General features: G+C 70.3%; 17 protein-coding genes. 11 read left to right on the top strand and 6 right to left on the bottom strand.

All coding sequences use genetic code 11. From position 1 onward, the window contains the following. The first annotated feature begins 76 nt into the window (after positions 1–76). Positions 77–1075 (top strand): ribonucleotide-diphosphate reductase subunit beta, encoded by a 999-nt coding sequence (locus FGE12_RS09460; protein ID WP_153866081.1) that lies wholly within the window; start codon positions 77–79, stop codon positions 1073–1075. A 72-nt stretch (positions 1076–1147) separates the two neighbouring features. On the opposite strand, the gene FGE12_RS09465 is transcribed toward FGE12_RS09460, so the two are convergent. The 5 genes from FGE12_RS09465 to FGE12_RS09485 form a co-directional block, all read right to left on the bottom strand. Next, complete coding sequence (locus tag FGE12_RS09465; RefSeq protein ID WP_153866082.1) at positions 1148–2647, bottom strand: EMI domain-containing protein; 1500 nt, start codon at positions 2645–2647, stop codon at positions 1148–1150. Positions 2648–2728: 81 nt separating this feature from the next. Next, entirely contained in the window at positions 2729–3700 is a 972-nt protein-coding gene (locus FGE12_RS09470) for an aldo/keto reductase (protein WP_153866083.1), read from the bottom strand. A 160-nt stretch (positions 3701–3860) separates the two neighbouring features. After that, positions 3861–4394 (bottom strand): hypoxanthine phosphoribosyltransferase, encoded by a 534-nt coding sequence (gene hpt, locus FGE12_RS09475; RefSeq protein WP_194797738.1) that lies wholly within the window; start codon positions 4392–4394, stop codon positions 3861–3863. Positions 4395–4406: 12 nt separating this feature from the next. After that, positions 4407–5222: a uracil phosphoribosyltransferase gene (locus FGE12_RS09480; protein WP_153866084.1), complete on the bottom strand. Its 816-nt coding sequence runs from the start codon at positions 5220–5222 to the stop codon at positions 4407–4409. Positions 5223–5232: 10 nt separating this feature from the next. Continuing rightward, positions 5233–5832 carry a thymidine kinase gene (locus tag FGE12_RS09485; protein ID WP_194797739.1) on the bottom strand — a complete coding sequence of 200 codons (600 nt, stop codon included), beginning with the start codon at positions 5830–5832 and terminating at the stop codon, positions 5233–5235. A 262-nt stretch (positions 5833–6094) separates the two neighbouring features. Here FGE12_RS09485 and FGE12_RS09490 point away from each other — a divergent pair, with 262 nt between their 5' ends. The 10 genes from FGE12_RS09490 to FGE12_RS30910 all read left to right on the top strand — a co-directional run bounded on the left by FGE12_RS09490 (position 6095) and on the right by FGE12_RS30910 (position 13556). Continuing rightward, positions 6095–6385: a DUF5658 family protein gene (locus FGE12_RS09490; RefSeq protein ID WP_370458934.1), complete on the top strand. Its 291-nt coding sequence runs from the start codon at positions 6095–6097 to the stop codon at positions 6383–6385. 90 nt (positions 6386–6475) lie between these two features. Next, entirely contained in the window at positions 6476–6832 is a 357-nt protein-coding gene (gene spoVG / locus FGE12_RS09495; protein WP_228530686.1) for a septation regulator SpoVG, read from the top strand. Between the two features lie 46 nt (positions 6833–6878). Further along, positions 6879–7829: a ribose-phosphate pyrophosphokinase gene (locus tag FGE12_RS09500; RefSeq protein ID WP_153866085.1), complete on the top strand. Its 951-nt coding sequence runs from the start codon at positions 6879–6881 to the stop codon at positions 7827–7829. A 197-nt stretch (positions 7830–8026) separates the two neighbouring features. Next, positions 8027–8722, top strand: coding sequence for a 50S ribosomal protein L25/general stress protein Ctc (locus FGE12_RS09505; protein ID WP_153866086.1), 696 nt, complete (start codon positions 8027–8029; stop codon positions 8720–8722). An 85-nt stretch (positions 8723–8807) separates the two neighbouring features. Further along, complete coding sequence (gene pth / locus FGE12_RS09510) at positions 8808–9383, top strand: aminoacyl-tRNA hydrolase (protein WP_194797740.1); 576 nt, start codon at positions 8808–8810, stop codon at positions 9381–9383. Positions 9384–9646: 263 nt separating this feature from the next. Continuing rightward, positions 9647–10132, top strand: a complete 486-nt coding sequence (rpsF, locus tag FGE12_RS09515; protein ID WP_153866087.1) for a 30S ribosomal protein S6 — start codon at positions 9647–9649, stop codon at positions 10130–10132. Between the two features lie 44 nt (positions 10133–10176). Then, positions 10177–10620 (top strand): 30S ribosomal protein S18, encoded by a 444-nt coding sequence (rpsR, locus tag FGE12_RS09520; protein WP_153866088.1) that lies wholly within the window; start codon positions 10177–10179, stop codon positions 10618–10620. Between the two features lie 35 nt (positions 10621–10655). After that, on the top strand, positions 10656–11102 hold the full coding sequence (gene rplI, locus FGE12_RS09525; protein ID WP_153866089.1) for a 50S ribosomal protein L9: 447 nt from the start codon (positions 10656–10658) through the stop codon (positions 11100–11102). Positions 11103–11250: 148 nt separating this feature from the next. Then, positions 11251–12627, top strand: a complete 1377-nt coding sequence (gene dnaB, locus FGE12_RS09530; RefSeq protein WP_153866090.1) for a replicative DNA helicase — start codon at positions 11251–11253, stop codon at positions 12625–12627. Beyond that, a complete protein-coding gene (locus FGE12_RS30910) occupies positions 12624–13556 on the top strand; it encodes a response regulator (RefSeq protein WP_153866091.1) in 933 nt (310 codons plus the stop codon). Before dnaB ends, FGE12_RS30910 begins: the two co-directional genes overlap by 4 nt. A gap of 117 nt (positions 13557–13673) precedes the next feature. Here FGE12_RS30910 and cglD read toward each other — a convergent pair whose 3' ends face one another. After that, a complete protein-coding gene (gene cglD / locus FGE12_RS09540) occupies positions 13674–16115 on the bottom strand; it encodes an adventurous gliding motility lipoprotein CglD (protein WP_153866092.1) in 2442 nt (813 codons plus the stop codon). Positions 16116–16340: the final 225 nt, after the last annotated feature.

The following is a 16340-nucleotide window of genomic DNA, read 5'->3' on the forward strand; positions in this document are numbered from 1 at the left end:
GCATTTCCAGGGGCCGCTGCGTGAACCGCGGCGGCCCCTCTTGCCCTCCAGCCTCACCTAGAAGGACGTGAACACCATGCTGCTCGACCCCGGGATGAACCTCACGCTGCGCCCGATGGCATACCCGGCCTTCTACGAGATGTACCGAAACGCCATCAAGAACACGTGGACCGTGGAGGAGGTGGACTTCTCCACGGACCTGGTGGACCTGCGCTCGAAGATGACGGACGCGGAGCGCCACCTCATCCACCGGCTGGTGGCGTTCTTCGCGACGGGCGACTCGATCGTCTCGAACAACCTGGTGCTCAACCTCTACAAGCACATCAACGCGCCCGAGGCGCGCATGTACCTGAGCCGCCAGCTCTACGAGGAGGCGCTCCACGTCCAGTTCTACCTGACGCTGCTGGACACCTACGTGCCGGACCCGCAGGAGCGCGCCAAGGCGTTCGCGGCGGTGGACAACATTCCGTCCATCCGCGCGAAGGCGCAGTTCTGCATGAAGTGGATCGACAGCATCCAGAACCTGCACAGCCTGAAGACGAAGGCGGACCGCCGTCAGTTCCTGCTGAACCTCATCTGCTTCGCGGGCGTCATCGAGGGGCTCTTCTTCTTCGCGGCCTTCGCGTACGTGTACTTCCTGCGCAGCAAGGGGCTGCTCAACGGGCTCGCGGCGGGCACCAACTGGGTGTTCCGCGACGAGAGCGCGCACATGAGCTTCGCCTTCGAGGCGATCCGCGTGATGCGCGAGGAGGAGCCGGACCTCTTCGACGCGGGGATGCAGGCGGACGTGATGGCGATGATCAACGAGGCGGTGGACTGCGAGACGATGTTCGCGCAGGACCTGCTCTCGGGCGGCGTCGCGGGCCTCAGCGTGGGCGAGATGCGCCAGTACCTCCAGTACGTGGCGGACCAGCGCTTCCAGATGCTCGGCATGTCGCCGATGTTCCGGGTGAAGAACCCGCTCGCCTTCATGGACCTGCAGGACGTGCAGGAGCTCACCAACTTCTTCGAGCGCCGCGTCTCCGCCTACCAGGTGGGCGTCACGGGCAACGTCACCTTCGACGAGGCGTTCTAGCCACCGTCCCCTCCCCCTTGGGGAATCCGCGGGCTGCAGCCTCCGAACGGGAGGCTGCGGCCCGTGTGCTTTTCAGCGGCCGCGCAGCGCGTCCAGGTGCTCGGGGTCCTCGCCCAGCGCCGAGGCCAGGGCCTGGGCGACGGCGGCGGGAGGCGCGCTGGCGCCGTACGCGCAGCGCGCCGCATCCTCCAGCGCGTAGCGCGGCTGCTGGCAGTGCGCCGCGGCCCAGCGCTCCTGGAGCGCGCTGCGCAGGCGCGCCTCCAGCTCGCCATACACGCCCTCGACCCACACGGGCCCTGCGGGGAGCGTGGAGGCATGCGGCGCCAGGTTCATGGCGGGGTTGGACTCGGCGTACTCGAGCTCGCTGCGCTGCAGCTCACCCTTCGCCTCGAGCTGCAGCGGCTCCGCCTCGCGCGCCGCGAGCACCACGGTGAGCAGCGCTTCGGCGGCGTAGTCCGCGGTGAGCTTCTCCGCGGGGAAGCTGTAGACGCGCGCCTCGGAGCGGTGGCGCGTGACGTCGCGCCACTTGGTCTCGTACTCGGTGCGGTAGCGGGTGACCTGGCGCGTGCGGTACTCGGTGCGGTAGTGGGTCACCGGCCGGCTCCCGGTGCAGGTGCGGTTGCTCCCGCACGAGTAGCTGTACGACTCGCTCGTCGTGTACGGGACCTGCTCCGTGTAGCTCTCGGTGGCCTGGTACGGGACCTGGCGCGACTCCTGGTAGGACTCGCGATCGGTGTAGGGCACCATCACCGAGTAGGCGTGCTGCGCGGTGACCTGCGTGCGCGTGAGCTGTGCGGTGTAGCGCCCCGAGAGCCGCGCGTGCGCTACGTCCGCGGCGGACGCGTCGTACCAGGGCGAGCTGCGAAACACCTGCCCCAGGCGCTCGAGCGGCGCGGGCGGGGCGCCCGAGAGGGCCCCATCCAGGGAGAGGCCTCCCATGAGGCCCGGCAGCGCCACCGGCGCGAGCGTCACCTGCCAGTGGGCGCAGGAGCGCGCGACCCACCAGGTGCCGTAGGGGCCCTGCAGGCCGGGATCGCGCTGCAGCGCCGCGCAGGTCTCCTGCCCCGCGGCCCTGATCGAAGCACCCAGCGCCTCGCCCACCGGTGCGAGCTCCGCGATGCGCAGCGCCTCGGCGTGCGCGGCGAGCGCGCGCTCGGCGCGCAGGGGGCCGCCGGACTTGAGGCGCCCGAGCACGTCCTCGCGCAGGGCACGGCCCTGGGCCTCGAGCTCGCTCGCGAGCAGCGCCCGCGTCAGCGCGTCGAGCGAGGGCTCCCACGCATCGCGCCGGGAGAGCGCCTCGCGCAGGACCTCGATGGACCCCGCCTCGTTGCCGGCCTCGCGCAGGGTGGAGGCCCGGCGCACGCGATCCACCAGTGCCGCGCGGCGGGCCTGGTCGCGCTCGGCGACGAGGGCGGCGTCACCCGGGTGCTGCGCGACGAGCTGGTCGTACTGCTGGAGCGCCGGGGTGTATTGCCCCCGGCGCACCAGGTCGCGGGCGCGGTCGGCAGGGGTCACACAGGCGAGGACGAGCAGCGCGCAGAGGAGCGCGCCGGAGCGGCAGGACGGGGACATGGCTTCACACAGGGAAAAGAAGGGAAAGCAGCAACTCCCCGAGCCTACCAGCCCTGCCCTGCGACGCGGGAGCCCCCTCCCCTACCGGGTGGCCTCGGCGAGCTGCCGCAGCTCCTCGCCCGAGAGCGGTGAGCGGAAGGCGCCCAGCAGCTCGCGCACCTGCTCCGGGCTGGTGGCGCTCGCAATGGGCGACGTCACGGTGGGCTGCGCGGCGAGCCACGCGAGCGCCGTCTGGGAGAGCGACTGTCCCCGCCCCTTCGCCACCTTCTCGAGCGCCGCGAGCGCGCGCCAGCCGCGCGGGTTCGCATAGCGCTTCATCACGCCCTCGGCGCGCTTCGTGTCCGGGGGTGGCTGGCCCTCGCGGTACTTGCCGGTGAGGAAGCCCGCGGCGAGGCCGAAGTACGGCGCGACGGCGATTCCCTCGCGCTCGCACAGCTGCTGCAGCGGGCCCTCGAAGGAGTCGCGCGAGACGAGGTTGTACTCGGGCTGCAGCACCGCGTAGCGGGCGAGCCCGAGCTTTCGGGAGAGCTCCAGCGCGGAGGCGAGGCGCCCCGCGTCGAAGTTGCTCGCGCCCAGCTGGCGCACCTTGCCCGCGCGCACCAGCGCGTCGAAGGCCTTCGCGGTCTCCTCCTGCGCCGTGTCCGGATCGTCGCGGTGCGCGTAGTAGAGGTCGATGCGCTCCACGCCGAGGCGGCGCAGCGAGTCGTCACAGGCGCGCTGGATGTGGGCCGCACCGAGGCCCTTTCCCGTGGGCATGGGCGAGCCCACCTTCGTCGCGATGACCACGCGCTCGCGCACCTTGCGTGACGCCATCCACTTGCCCAGCAGCGTCTCGGACTCGCCGCCCTGGTTACCCGGCACCCAGGACGAGTACACGTCCGCGGTGTCGATGAAGTTGCCGCCGCCCTCGAGGAAGGCATCGAGCACGGCGAAGGAGCCCTTCTCGTCCAGGGTCCAGCCGAACACGTTGCCTCCGAGGCAGAGCCGGGAGACCTCGGGGCCCTCACGCCCCAGCTTCACCCGCTCACCTGCCGTCCGTGCCGCAGTCGCCATGCATCCTCCAGGAGGGTGTGTGCCCCGAGCGCTCTTCGAGAGAGCACCCGGGCGAGGAGGACAAGGTGCGGTCCGGGGGCCCGGCGTGCCAGGGAAAGCGCAGGCTCGTCTGCCCACGGACGTGGCAGTCGGCGTGCCTCCGGACCGGAAGGCTGCGGCGCTACTTCCCCTTCATCACGCCGATGAACGGGAGGTTGCGGTACTTCTCGCCGAAGTCGAGCCCGTAGCCCACGACGAACACGTCGTCGATGACGAAGCCCTTGTAGTCGATGGGCACCTGGGTGCGCGCGCGGCTGGGCTTCTCGAGGAGGCTCGCGACCTTGAGGCTCGCCGGGTGGCGGCTGCGCAGGTTCTCGAGCAGGAAGCTCATGGTGAGCCCGGTGTCGATGATGTCCTCGATCACCAGCAGGTGCTTGCCGGCCATGGGCTTGGTCGCATCCAGGGTGATGCGCACCTCGCCGGTGGTCTCGGTGCCGCCCTGGTAGCTGCTCACCCCGAGGAACTCGAGCGTGAGCGGCAGGTCGATGCACTTGGCCAGGTCGGTGGCGAAGAACACGCTGCCCTTGAGCACCACGAGCAGCGTGAGCTCCTTGCCCTGGTAGTCGCGGGTGATCTGCGCGCCCAGCTCGCGGATGCGCGCCTGGAGCTTCTGGGAATCGATGAGGGTGCCGACGTCCTGCTCGAAGAAGGCCACGGGGTGTTCCACCTAGACGTATGCGTTGTTCATGATCTCCCCGAAGCCGCCGCCACCGGGGACGATGTACTGCCGCTCATCCAGCCCGCGCTCCTTCTCCCAGTGCGTGCCCGGCACGGTGCCGAACACCTCGGGAGGGGACATGCCGCGGTCCAGCCGCAGCGCGTAGACCGCCACGTCCGGGTGCTCCTGCGTGATGCGCCGCAGGTACTCCGGGGTGACGATCAGGTTGAGCAGGAGGATGCGCCGCGCCTTGCCGGGCACCTTGTCCTTGTAGAGCGAGATGGCGGTGCAGAGGCTGCCGCCGGTGGCGCCCATGGGGTCCGGGAAGAGCACGATGGCGTCGTCCACGTCCCCGCCGATCTTCGCCCCGCCGATGCTCGAGCCGACCACCGTCTCGGCCTCGTCCAGCATGCGGCTCATGATGATGTGGTCCTGGCGCACCAGCTCCGGGTCCAGCGTCACGTTGAGCAGATCGTAGGCCACCTGGCTCGGCAGCGTGCCCGCGCGCGCGATGTTCACCGTGACGGCGCGCACGTGCGGGTCGATCACCTGCCCCTGGTAGAGCGCCTGCGGGGTGCTGTCGATCATGCGCGTGGGGATGGTCACGCTCTTGCGCGGGAACTCCGCGTTGATGACCGTCTTGATCAGGTCCGTGTAGAGCAGCGCCACCAGGCGGTTGATCTGCGGCTGCACGGTGCCCTTCGCGCACAGCGTGGCGAGCTGGCTGAGCAGGAAGGGGTTGCCCACCAGGTGCACCTGCGGGCCGTAGCGGTGGGGCATCTCGCTCAGGGCGAACGGGATGTCGGCGTAGAGGGTGTCGCGCATGGGCGCTCCTTCAGTCCTTGAACAGCTCGAGCGTCTGCGGCGTGGCCTCGGCCGCCTCGGGCACGTGGCACTTGCGGCAGCGCGCCTCATACGCGCCCGCTGCGCCCACCATCACCCGCTCCTCGCTCTGCACCAGGCGCTGGGTGCGGTTGGCCGGATTGCCGCACACCACGCAGATGGCCAGCTGCTTGGTCACGTACTCGGCCACGGCGAGCAGGTGGTGCACCGGCTCGAAGGGCTTGCCCTGGAAGTCCTGATCCAGCCCGGCGCAGATGACGCGCAGGCCGCGCCCCGCGAGCGCTTCGCACACGGCCACCACCTCGGGCCCGAGGAACTGCACCTCGTCGATGCCCACCACCTGCGTGTCCGGGCGCAGGTGGCGGAAGATCTCCTCCGCCCGGTCGATGACCGTGGAGCTGATCTTGAGCTGCGAGTGGCTCACCACGGCCACGTCGTCGTAGCGGTTGTCCAGCCGCGGCTTGAACACCTGCACGCGCTGCTTGCCCCAGGCCGCGCGCTTCACGCGCCGGATCAGCTCCTCGGTCTTGCCCGAGTACATCGAGCCGCAGACCACCTCTATCCACCCGATGTCGCTGGGAAATTGGTGCACGGGAAAGGGCCGCCGGGGCTAGGGGGTGGAGGAAAAGCGGGGCGGACACTCTCGGCCACGCGGCCCGCTCCGTCAACGTTTCCACCGTGGGGCCCCGCCCCGCCTCCGGCCACCCCTGGCAGGAGTCTTGAATGCGCTCCCGGAGCAGGGGCGGGGTGCAGGGGTGGGCGCGGGGGGCGACGTGGCGACGACGGCGGGAACCAGACGCTTCAACATCGCAGCAGCAGGGACTTTCTCGGGCGCCTCGTACGTCGGGGCCGCGGTGGCGCTGCTGCTGCTGAACCTGAGCGACGGGCTCTTCACCCTGACCTTCTTACAGATGGGGGTGGCCGAGGAGCTGAATCCCCTGATGCGCCTGGCCTACGAGCGCTCGCCGGTGCTCTTCATGGGCGTCAAGCTCGCCATCGTGGGTACGGGCGTCCTGCTGCTGTGCCTGCACCACGCGCAGCGCATGGCGCGCTGGGCGCTGCGCGCGGGCGCCGGGCTCTACCTGCTCATCAACCTCTACCACCTGGCCTTCCTCGCGCACTCGCTGCTCTCGGGCGGGCGCTGACAGAAGCGCCGGGGGCGGCTTGCAATCGCATCCTACCTTGGCCCAGGCTCTCCTTCCTGCGTCCGTCAGCAGTCGCGGGGAGGGGGACCGATGAACATCACCGACGTGCGGGTGTTTCCGGTGGACGAGGACAAGCTCAAGGCCTACGTGACCATCACGTTGGACGGCTGCTTCGTGATCCGCGACCTCAAGGTCATCCACGGGGCGACCGGGCTGTTCATCGCCATGCCGGCCAAGCGGCGCAAGGACGGCACGTACAAGGACATCGCGCACCCGCTCAACGCGGACACCCGCCTGCAGATGGAGCGCGCCATCCTGGACGAGTACGCGCGCCACACCGGCACCCGGCCCCAGCTGGCCGCCTCGCCGCTCGCCGCGGGGCTGGCGGCGGCGCTGGTCGATCTGCCCCACGACTTGCCGCGCGACGTCGCCGCAGAGCCGGACTGAGCCAGAGACTTCCCTTTGGGGCCCACCCGGGCTATGGGGGCGGCCCATGCAGCCGCGCGACTTCAAGGTCTTCTCCGGTAGCTCCAACCCGGCCCTCGCTCAACGCATCTGCGACTACCTCAAGCGCCCGCTCGGCAAGGCGCAGGTGGGGCGCTTCTCGGACGGCGAGATCCAGGTCGAGATCGGCGAGAACGTGCGGGGCCAGGACATCTTCATCGTCCAGTCCACCTGCCCGCCGGCGAACGACAACCTGATGGAGCTGCTCGTCATGTGCGACGCGCTCAAGCGCGCGAGCGCCGGCTCCATCAACGCGGTCATCCCCTACTACGGCTACGCGCGCCAGGACCGCAAGGTGGCGCCGCGCACCCCCATCACCGCGAAGCTCATCGCGGACCTGCTCGAGGTCGCGGGCGCCACGCGCGTGGTCTCCATGGACATGCACGCGGGGCAGATCCAGGGCTTCTTCAACATCCCCTCGGATCACCTCTACGGCAGCCCCGTGTTCCTCGAGGACCTGAAGAAGAAGTTCCCCGAGCCGGGCGAGGTGGTGGTGGTGAGCCCGGACGCGGGCGGCGTGGAGCGCGCGCGCGCCTACTCCAAGCGCATCGGCTGCACGCTGGCCATCGTGGACAAGCGCCGCCCCCGCCCCAACTCCTCCGAGGTGATGAACCTCATCGGAGACGTGAGCGGCAAGGACGCCATCCTCGTGGACGACATGGTGGACACCGCGGGCACGCTCGCGCAGGCGGCCAAGGCGCTCAAGGAGCGCGGCGCGCGCCGGGTGGTGGCGTACGCGGTGCACCCCATCCTCTCCGGCCCCGCGGTGCAGCGCATCACCGACTCGGAGCTCGAGGAGGTGGTGTTCACGGACACCGTGCCGCTCAGCCCCGCCGCCCAGGCGTGCAAGAAGATCCGCGTGCTCACCACCGAGCGGCTCTTCGGCGAGGCGATCGCGCGCATCCACCGCGCCGACTCCCTCAGCTCGCTCTTCGTCTAGGCACGGCCCGGGCGCCCGGGCGCCCGCCCCCCTGCCCTGCCCGGCTTGACTCGGGGCAGGCCCGCTGGCATGTGTGCCCGCCAGCGCTGCCGGTCCGCACGGCGCCGTCTTCGGGGCCCACCATCGGGGTGGGATGCCGAGGGCGCCAGGAGAGACCGGCGGCTCACCCGCAGCACCCAAAGAGAGAGAGTTTCCCCATGGCGACCAACACGCTCGAGGCGAAGGCACGCGAGGGCGCTGGCAAGGGCGCGGCGCGCCGCCTGCGCACTGCCGGCCTCGTGCCCGCGGTGGTGTACGGCAAGCACCTGCAGGCCCCGCTGCACATCGCGGTGGACCCCAAGGCCGTGCGCGCGGCGATCAACACCCCGCACAAGTTCAACACCGTCATCACGCTCAAGGCCCAGGGCGGTGACAAGCAGGTGCTCCTCAAGGAGTACCAGCAGGATCCCGTCACCCGCGAGATCCTCCACGTGGACTTCATCGACGTGCGCGAGAACGAGCAGGTGAAGGTGAAGGTCCCGCTCGTGCTCGTGGGCAAGGCGATCGGCACCGCGGACGGCGGCCTGCTCACGCAGATCCGCCGCGAGATCGAGGTCTTCGCGCTCCCCGGCTCCATCCCCGAGAAGATCGAGGCGGACGTCACCCACCTCAAGATCGCGACCGCGCTGCACGTGAACGAGATGACCATGCCCAAGGGCGTGACGGTCAAGAGCCACGTGAACTACACCATCGCGGTCGTCTCCGCGCCCGAGAAGGAGGAGGCGGGTCCTGCGGCGGCGGCTGCTGCGGCGGCGGCCCCTGCGGCCGGTGCGGCGGCGCCTGCGGCCGGTGCGAAGCCTGCGGCCGGTGCGGCGGCGGCCCCTGCGGCGGCCAAGGCCCCCGCGAAGAAGTAGTCCCCTTCTTCGCAGGGCTTCAGCATCCCGGGGCCGGCCCTCTTCTGCGGGGTCGGCCCCTTCTCTTTGAATCGGAGCGACACACGTGAAGCTCATCTGCGGGCTGGGCAACCCGGGGCGCGAGTACGAGCGCCACCGCCACAACGTGGGCTTCATGGTGGTGGACCTGCTGCTGGGCCGCGCGCGCGCGAGCCTCAGCCAGGGCAAGTTCGAGGCCCACGTGGGCCAGGGCTCCCTGGGCGGCGAGAAGGTGCTCTTCGTGCTGCCGCAGACCTTCATGAACCTGTCCGGCCGCTCGGTGGCCGCGGCGGCGCGCTTCTACAAGATCGCCCCCGAGGACGTGCTCGTCATCCACGACGAGCTGGACCTGCCCTTCGGGCGGCTGCAGCTCAAGGCGGGCGGCGGCGCCGGGGGCCACAACGGCCTGCGCAGCATCACCCAGCTGCTGGGCACGGATGGCTACCACCGGCTGCGCTTCGGCATCGACAAGCCGCAGGGCCCCAACGCCAAGGAGCGCGTGGCGGGCTACGTGCTCTCCAACTTCGACGACGGCGAGCGCCGGTCGCTGGAGGACGGGCTGTACCGGGCAGCCGACGCGGCGGAGGCCTGGACGCGCGACGGGCTGGCGAGCGCGATGAACCAGTTCAACCGCAAGGCGTGAGGGCGGCCCTGATCCGGCGCCGGCCCGGCTTGACTTGGGCCCCACCCCCTCATACAAGGCCCCCCTCCCCGGAAGCCTCCGGCCCCGGGGGCTGTTCTTTTCCAGCTTCCCGAGGGCACCTCCGCCCCCGGGACGAAGCGCGAAGGTGACGGGCGCGCCGTTTTCCCGTCCCCGGTCGCAGGCCCCTTTCTCGGCCCGCGCCACCGTCTTCCCGCTCCATGCCGGTGCATGGGGCCCTCAACCAACCCCAAGGGGAGAGAAACATGGCAGAGACGCAGGCCGCCAAGCGGCTTCGTGAGTACGAGACCATCTTCCTGGTCAAGCCCGACGCGACGGACGACACCGTGGACAAGCTCAAGGAGCGCGTCCGCGGCATCATCAACCGCGAGGGTGGCAAGGCCCTCAAGTTCACCATCTGGGGCAAGAAGAAGACGATGTTCCCGGTGGCGAAGCAGCCCCGGGCCATCTACGTGCACACCTCCTTCCTCGGCGGGCACGCCCTAGTGGCCGAGGTGGAGCGCAACCTGCGCAACATCGACGAGGTCACCCGCTTCATCTCGGTGAAGCTCGCCGACGAGGTGGACCCCGAGACGCGCCCCGTCCAGGAGGACGTGAAGATGGCCGGCGACACCGAGGAGGTGCCGCGCGTGCCCGGTGCGAACGAGCGCGCCGAGGGCGCCCCCTTCCGCGCCACGGCTGCCGTCGAGGAGCCCGCGGGTGAGGACGACGAGGCCGGCGAGGAGCCGTAGGGCATCCCCGGTCTTTCACGACAACTTCTGACGAGAGAAATCACATGAGCACGGACAAGACGACTTCGACTGGGACCGGCGGCGGCCGCTCCTTCGGCGGTGGCGGCGGCGGCGGGAGCGGCGGTGGCCGCTCCTTCGGCGGTGGCGGCGGCGGCGGTGGTGGCTACGGCGGCGGCGGCTTCGGTGGTGGCGGGCGCGGCGGCGGCGACGACCGCGGCGGGCGCGACGACCGCGGCGGCGGCATGGACGACGACAAGCGCGGTGGGCGCGGCTTCGGCCGCAAGAAGGTCTGCCGCTTCTGCGCCGAGAAGGGCGCGAAGGTGGACTTCAAGGATCAGGCGGCGCTCAAGTACTTCGTGACCGAGCGCGGCAAGATCATCCCCCGTCGCATCTCCGGCAACTGCGCGAAGCACCAGCGCGAGGTGGCGGTGGCCATCAAGCGCGCCCGCGGCATCGCGCTCATCCCCTACAACGCGCTGGTCGGCTAGCCCGCCCGCCCTTTCGGGAAGAATCGAGAACGAACATGAAGGTCATTCTTCGAGAGGACATCGACAACCTCGGCAAGTCCGGCGAGCTCGTCACGGTCAAGGACGGCTTCGGCCGCAACTACCTCCTGCCCCGCAAGCTGGCGGTGCTCGCCAGCGAGCAGAACCTGCGCCAGCTGCAGCACGAGCAGGCCGTGCAGAGCGCGCGCAGCGCCAAGCTGCGCGCCGGTGCGGAGGAGCAGGCCAAGAAGGTCGGCGCCGTCGCCGTCACCCTGCGCCGCAAGGTGGGTGAGCAGGACAAGCTGTTCGGCTCCGTCACGGCGCTGGACATCGCCGAGGCGCTCGCCGCCGCCGGCCAGAAGGTGGACCGCCGTCACATCCACCTGCCCGAGCCGATCAAGACCCTGGGCAAGCACACCGTGGAGCTGCGCCTGCACCGCGACGTGACCGCCAAGATCAACGTCGAGGTCGCGCCCGAGGCCTAGCGCCTCGCGCCGCACACCGCTTCGAGCGAGGGCCGTCCCGGGAGACCGGGGCGGCCTTCGTGCTTTCAGGGGCTTGCAGCGTCCTGCAGCCGCAGGCAGCCCCCTAGGGTGCAGGGGTCGCTCGCCCCGGCTACACTGGGAGGCTGCCATGCAGAACTTGAATGTGCTCGACGGGGGCCGGGAGGGGCGGCGGGTCCACGAGGATCTCGCCGCGGAGCGCGCGGTGCTGGGCGCCGTGCTCCAGGACAACACGCTCATCTCGGACATCGCCGAGGTCGTCCACCCGGACGACTTCAGCCACCCCGCGCACGCGCAGATCTTCGCGGCGATGCTCGGCCTGGACGGCAGCGCGCGCCAGGTGGACCACCTCACGCTCGCCGAGGAGCTGAAGACGCGCGGGCAGCTGTCCCACGTGGGCGGCCCCAGCTACCTGATGGGGCTGGACCAGGTGGTGCCGCTCGCCTCCAACGCCACCCAGTACGCGCACATCGTCAAGGACCAGGCCCTGCGCCGGCGCCTCGCGGGCGTGGGCAAGGAGATCCAGGACCTCGCCAGCACGGACACCGGCGACCTCGAGGTGCTGCTCGACGAGGCGGAGCGCAAGGTGTTCCTCCTCGCGGAGAAGAAGCGCGAGGGCGACCTGCTGCCCGTCTCCGCGCTGATGGAGAAGACGCTCGACCTGCTGGACAAGATGAAGGCGGCCGCCACGGGCGTGACCGGCCTCTCCACCGGCTTCGTCGACCTGGACATGCAGCTCACGGGTCTGCACGGCGGCGAGCTCATCATCCTCGCGGCGCGCCCCGGCATCGGGAAGACCTCCTTCGCGATGAACATCGCCACCAACGCGGCCCTCAAGGAGAACCGCGCGGTGGCCATCTTCAGCCTCGAAATGCCCTCGGACCAGCTGCTCATGCGCCTGCTCGCCTCGAGCGCGCGCGTGGACATGAAGAAGCTGCGCGGCGGGCGCCTCACCCCGCACGACGAGGAGAAGTTCCAGGAGATGGCGGGCGCGCTCTACAACGCGCCGCTCTACATCGACGACTCGGGCGGCCTGTCCCCCTTCGACCTGCGCGCCAAGGCGCGCCGCCTGAAGCAGAAGGACGACCGGCTGGGCCTCATCATCATCGACTACCTCCAGCTCATGCACCAGAAGGGCAAGGTGGAGAGCCGCCAGCTGGAGGTCTCCGAGATCAGCCGCTCGCTCAAGCAGCTGGCCAAGGAGCTGGAGGTGCCGATCATCGCGCTCAGCCAGCTCAACCGTAAGGTGGAGGAGCGCAAGGGCGGCAAGCCCATGCTCTCGGACCTGCGCGAGTCGGGCTCCATCGAGCAGGACGCGGACGTGGTGATGTTCATCCACCGCGAGGACCCGCCCGAGGGCGAGGAGGCCGCCCCCCGCTCCTCCACCGCCATCCCGGTGGAGCTCGTGGTGGCCAAGCAGCGCAACGGTCCCATCGGCAGCGTGGACCTGGTCTTCCTCGCGGAGTTCACCCGCTTCGAGAGCCGGGCGAAGGGGGACTTCCAGTGACCGAGGGCGGTACCCCCGCGCCGCCCGCTCCGGGCGCAGGCCGGCTCATCCTCGTGGTGGACGACGACGCGGTCACCTGCGCGCTCCTGCGCGACCTGTGCGGCGCGCTGGGCCACGAGGTGGCGGTGGCGGGAGACGGCGAGGAGGCGCTCGCGCGCGTCGCCGAGCGCAAGCCGGACCTCGTCCTCCTGGACCTGATGATGCCCCGGCGAGACGGCTTCGGCGTGCTGCAGGCCCTGCGCTCGGCCGAGGCCACGCGGGGGCTGCCCGTCATCGTGCTCACCGCCATGGGGGACATGGACGGGAAGATCCGCGGCATGGAGCTGGGGGCGGACGACTACGTCACCAAGCCCTTCAAGCTCACCGAGCTGCAGGCGCGCATTCACGCAGCCCTCACCGTGCGCGACTACCGCGAGCGGCTCGCCGCGGCCGAGGAGGAGCTGAGCCTCCTGCGCGCCATCGACCCGCTCACCGGCGCGGGCACCTTCGCGCAGCTGAAGGTCAGCCTGGACGCGGAGGTGGCGCGCTCGCGGCGCTACGGGCGCCCCGCGGCGCTCCTGCTCTTCGGGCTCGAGGACTACGCCGGCCTGCGCCACGAGGTGGGGCGCGTGGCCTGCGACCAGCTGCTCGCGGACCTCGCCCACGCGGTGCGCACGCTCTTTCGCGGCGCGGACCGGCTCTTCCGCACGGACGTGGAGGAGTTCATCGTCCTGCTGCCGGAGACGGACCTCGCCGGCGCACGCGTGGCCGCCGAGCGCCTGGAGGCGCGCGCCCGCGAGCTGAGCGCGGAGGGCCCCAACGGCCCCGTGGCCGCCTCCCTGCGGGTGGCCTGCGCCGTGTTCCCCCACCCGAACGTGCACTCGGGCGAGGACCTGCTGCGCGAGGCGAACCGCCACTTCGTGGCCCTGCGCGCGCGCTCGGCCTCCTAGCCTTTCCCAGCGCCCCCGAAACGACGACGCCCTCCCCTTCCGCAGCGGAAAGAGGAGGGCGTCTTCGCTTGCCGTGGGGCCCGTCTCGCGGCCCCACGGCGGAGGGTGCACTGCGCGCTAGCCGATGGGCGTCACGCAGGCGCACACGGTAGTGCGGTTGTCGAACACCTGGCCGCTGGGGCAGCCCGCGACCGGAGCCTTGCAGATGCAGGTGTTGGTCGTAGCGGTGTCGCACGAGAGCTTGCCCTGGCAGTGGTCCGGATCGTTCGGGTCGTACTTCGGATCCTCGAAGCACGGCGCCTTGCCGTCCGGGTCGCTCTTACCGTCCACCCAGTAGCGGTACGAGACGGCCGCGTTGCCCGTGCCCGTCGAGGCGGGGCGGCAGGCGCCGTAGAACGAGAGCGTCTTGCTCACGCCGTTGACGTCGAAGCCGTTCACGCGGCTGCGAGGCAGGTCCGTGTTGCTGGGGCAGGCGGTGGGGTTGGTCACGCTCTCCAGGCCCACGCGCACCGAGGCACCGATGGGCGGCTTGGCGAGCTTGTAGCCCGCGGCCGCGATGGTGCTGTCCACGATGCCGTTGATCGTCGCGGTGATGTTCGCCGCATCGCGGATGCTGCCCACCACGCCGCTGGTCTGCGCGATGACGTCAGCATGGCGCGGATTGGTGTTGTCCTCCTGGGAGTCACAGCGAGCGCCGTCCGGCGGGCAGATGATGCCGTGCACCGCGATGGACTGGTTGGCGGGGTTACCGGTCTGGAAGAAGGTGTTGAAGGCCGCCACCGAATCCGTGGACTGGTCGCGCGTATCGGTCAGCAGCACCACCACCGGGATGGCGTCCGGGCGCGCCTTCTGAGCACCGGTAGCGACGCTCCCGCAAGAAAATTTCAGGCCCTCGCGCGCCGCATCCAATGACTTTTCGGTGGGAGTGCCATCGATATTTACCCAACACTCGGTGTTCGCGGAGCACGTGGTGTTCGCGAGGGTGCTGCTGATGGGCGCGCACTTGCCAATGCCCGTGTCACAGAGCGTGCCACCGGTGCACTGCGAGTTGGAGGTGCAGCTGGTCGAGTTCGCCGTCCCGAGAACGACGCACATGTTAGTAGCCGAGGCGCAGTACGCCTTGGGCGTCAGCCACGCCTTGAACTGGTCGATGTTGGTCGTGTAGCCGCGGAAGACGTTCGTGTTGGGCTCACCCGACGTCGTGTACGAGGTCGTGACCATGCCGATGCGCCAGTCCAGCGAGGAGGCGCCCAGCTTCGCCGCCACGTCCGTGGCGGCCTTGGCGAGGAAGTCCTGTGAGGTCGCCATCGAGCCGCTGTCGTCCACGACGAAGAGGAAGTCCACCTTGCCGCGGCCCGTGACGAACGGCTCGCACTGCACCGAGTTGGTGTCCACGTACTGGGCGAGGCCCGTGCCGCCGGCCACGTCCTCGATGACGAGGCGTGACGGCAGCGATGCGTCATCGAAGCGAGCCGCGCTGCTGATCGCCAGCACCACGATCACGCTCTGGTTCGAGCGGTGCACGAACTCCGCCTGGATCTTGAACGGGCCGCTGATGCCCGCGGTACCGGTGAGGGCGCCGGCCCCCGAGCCCACCAGGGAGGTAGCCAGCGAGTTCGCGTAGGCGACGAGGTCCGTGGTCGCCGTCGACGCGTAGAACGCCTGCGTTGCCGCGGTGCCGTCCCAGGTTGTGAAGTTCTGGCGCGTGGACGGTGCACCGGCGCCGATGGTGGCGCGCAGGCCCTCCTCGTCCTTATCCGGCGTGGTCGAGGTGCCAACCTGGCCGGTCTTGTAGGCGATGAAGGCCACCTTGCTGTCCGGGTCGTAGCCGATGGTGCCCTTCACCGCGCTGCTCACGACCATGTCCTTGAGCTCCGCGTCCGAGAACGTGGAGGGCAGGCCCAGCGTCAGGTCCGGTGCGCTCAGCTTCTTCACCGTGACGGGCTTCAGGTTGTTGGTGCTGCACACCTGCGCCACGAGCGGGCTCGCGTCCCCCGACTTGCCGGGGTCGAGCTCGCCGGGGTCCACCTTACCGTTCTGGTTGCCGTCCTCGGCGCCGTCCTGCATCCCGTCGCCGTCGCTGTCCGCCTTCGTCGGGTCGCTCACCGTGGCCGGATCCGCATCTGCGACGAAGGTGGTGCAGCGCGAGGGCTCGAGGTTCTGCGTGACGCCACGCTCCACGCCGTCCGTGAGGCCGTCGCCGTCCGTGTCCAGCTTGGTGGGGTCGGTCTCGCCGGGGTCCACCGTGCCGTTGGCATTCTGGTCCTCGCCCTTCATGCTCCCCTGGCTCGGCCCGTCCAGCAGGCCGTCACAGTCGGTGTCGCGGCTGTTCGGGTCGGTCTCGCCCTCGTCCACGCGCCCGTTGCCGTTCTTGTCCTCGACGGAGTTGGGGATGCCGTCGCCGTCCGAGTCGGTGGCGGTGGGCGTGATGACGGGGCCGCCGCCATCGGGCGTGCCGCTGTCCACCGGGTCGGTGCCATCTCCGCCACCGCTGCAGGCCGCCGCTGCCGTCAGCACCGACGCGAGCAGCGCCGCGCGAAACAGTCCTCGCATGTTCATGGTCGTGTCTCTCTTCCAGAGGGTGTGCTCGCGCGCCCGGAACACTGCCCGCCCGCGCGCGAATTCGGCTGGGAGCATACGCGCCGCGGAAGCTGCCGCAATGTAGGCGCTTGCGTGTTTCGCTGGAGTCGCCTTTTTCGCGCCCCACCGCGCGTGCGCACGCGCTGGAGCCGATTTCTCGGCCTCGGGCGGCGCTCGGGGGATGTAGGGGCGCGTGCGCCTGCG

The organism is Aggregicoccus sp. 17bor-14 (genome assembly GCF_009659535.1).
GTDB lineage: Bacteria > Myxococcota > Myxococcia > Myxococcales > Myxococcaceae > Aggregicoccus.

What these genes read in the sequence shown, in the direction of transcription:
- FGE12_RS09460 (WP_153866081.1), top strand. Translation starts at nt 77, where the DNA reads ATGCTGCTCGACCCCGGGATGAACCTCACGCTGCGCCCGATGGCATAC.
- rpsR (WP_153866088.1), top strand. Translation starts at nt 10,177, where the DNA reads ATGAGCACGGACAAGACGACTTCGACTGGGACCGGCGGCGGCCGCTCC.
- FGE12_RS09500 (WP_153866085.1), top strand. Translation starts at nt 6,879, where the DNA reads ATGCAGCCGCGCGACTTCAAGGTCTTCTCCGGTAGCTCCAACCCGGCC.
- rplI (WP_153866089.1), top strand. Translation starts at nt 10,656, where the DNA reads ATGAAGGTCATTCTTCGAGAGGACATCGACAACCTCGGCAAGTCCGGC.
- cglD (WP_153866092.1), bottom strand. Translation starts at nt 16,115, where the DNA reads ATGAACATGCGAGGACTGTTTCGCGCGGCGCTGCTCGCGTCGGTGCTG.
- FGE12_RS09470 (WP_153866083.1), bottom strand. Translation starts at nt 3,700, where the DNA reads ATGGCGACTGCGGCACGGACGGCAGGTGAGCGGGTGAAGCTGGGGCGT.
- FGE12_RS09480 (WP_153866084.1), bottom strand. Translation starts at nt 5,222, where the DNA reads ATGCGCGACACCCTCTACGCCGACATCCCGTTCGCCCTGAGCGAGATG.
- spoVG (WP_228530686.1), top strand. Translation starts at nt 6,476, where the DNA reads ATGAACATCACCGACGTGCGGGTGTTTCCGGTGGACGAGGACAAGCTC.
- FGE12_RS09465 (WP_153866082.1), bottom strand. Translation starts at nt 2,647, where the DNA reads ATGTCCCCGTCCTGCCGCTCCGGCGCGCTCCTCTGCGCGCTGCTCGTC.
- FGE12_RS09505 (WP_153866086.1), top strand. Translation starts at nt 8,027, where the DNA reads ATGGCGACCAACACGCTCGAGGCGAAGGCACGCGAGGGCGCTGGCAAG.
- rpsF (WP_153866087.1), top strand. Translation starts at nt 9,647, where the DNA reads ATGGCAGAGACGCAGGCCGCCAAGCGGCTTCGTGAGTACGAGACCATC.
- dnaB (WP_153866090.1), top strand. Translation starts at nt 11,251, where the DNA reads ATGCAGAACTTGAATGTGCTCGACGGGGGCCGGGAGGGGCGGCGGGTC.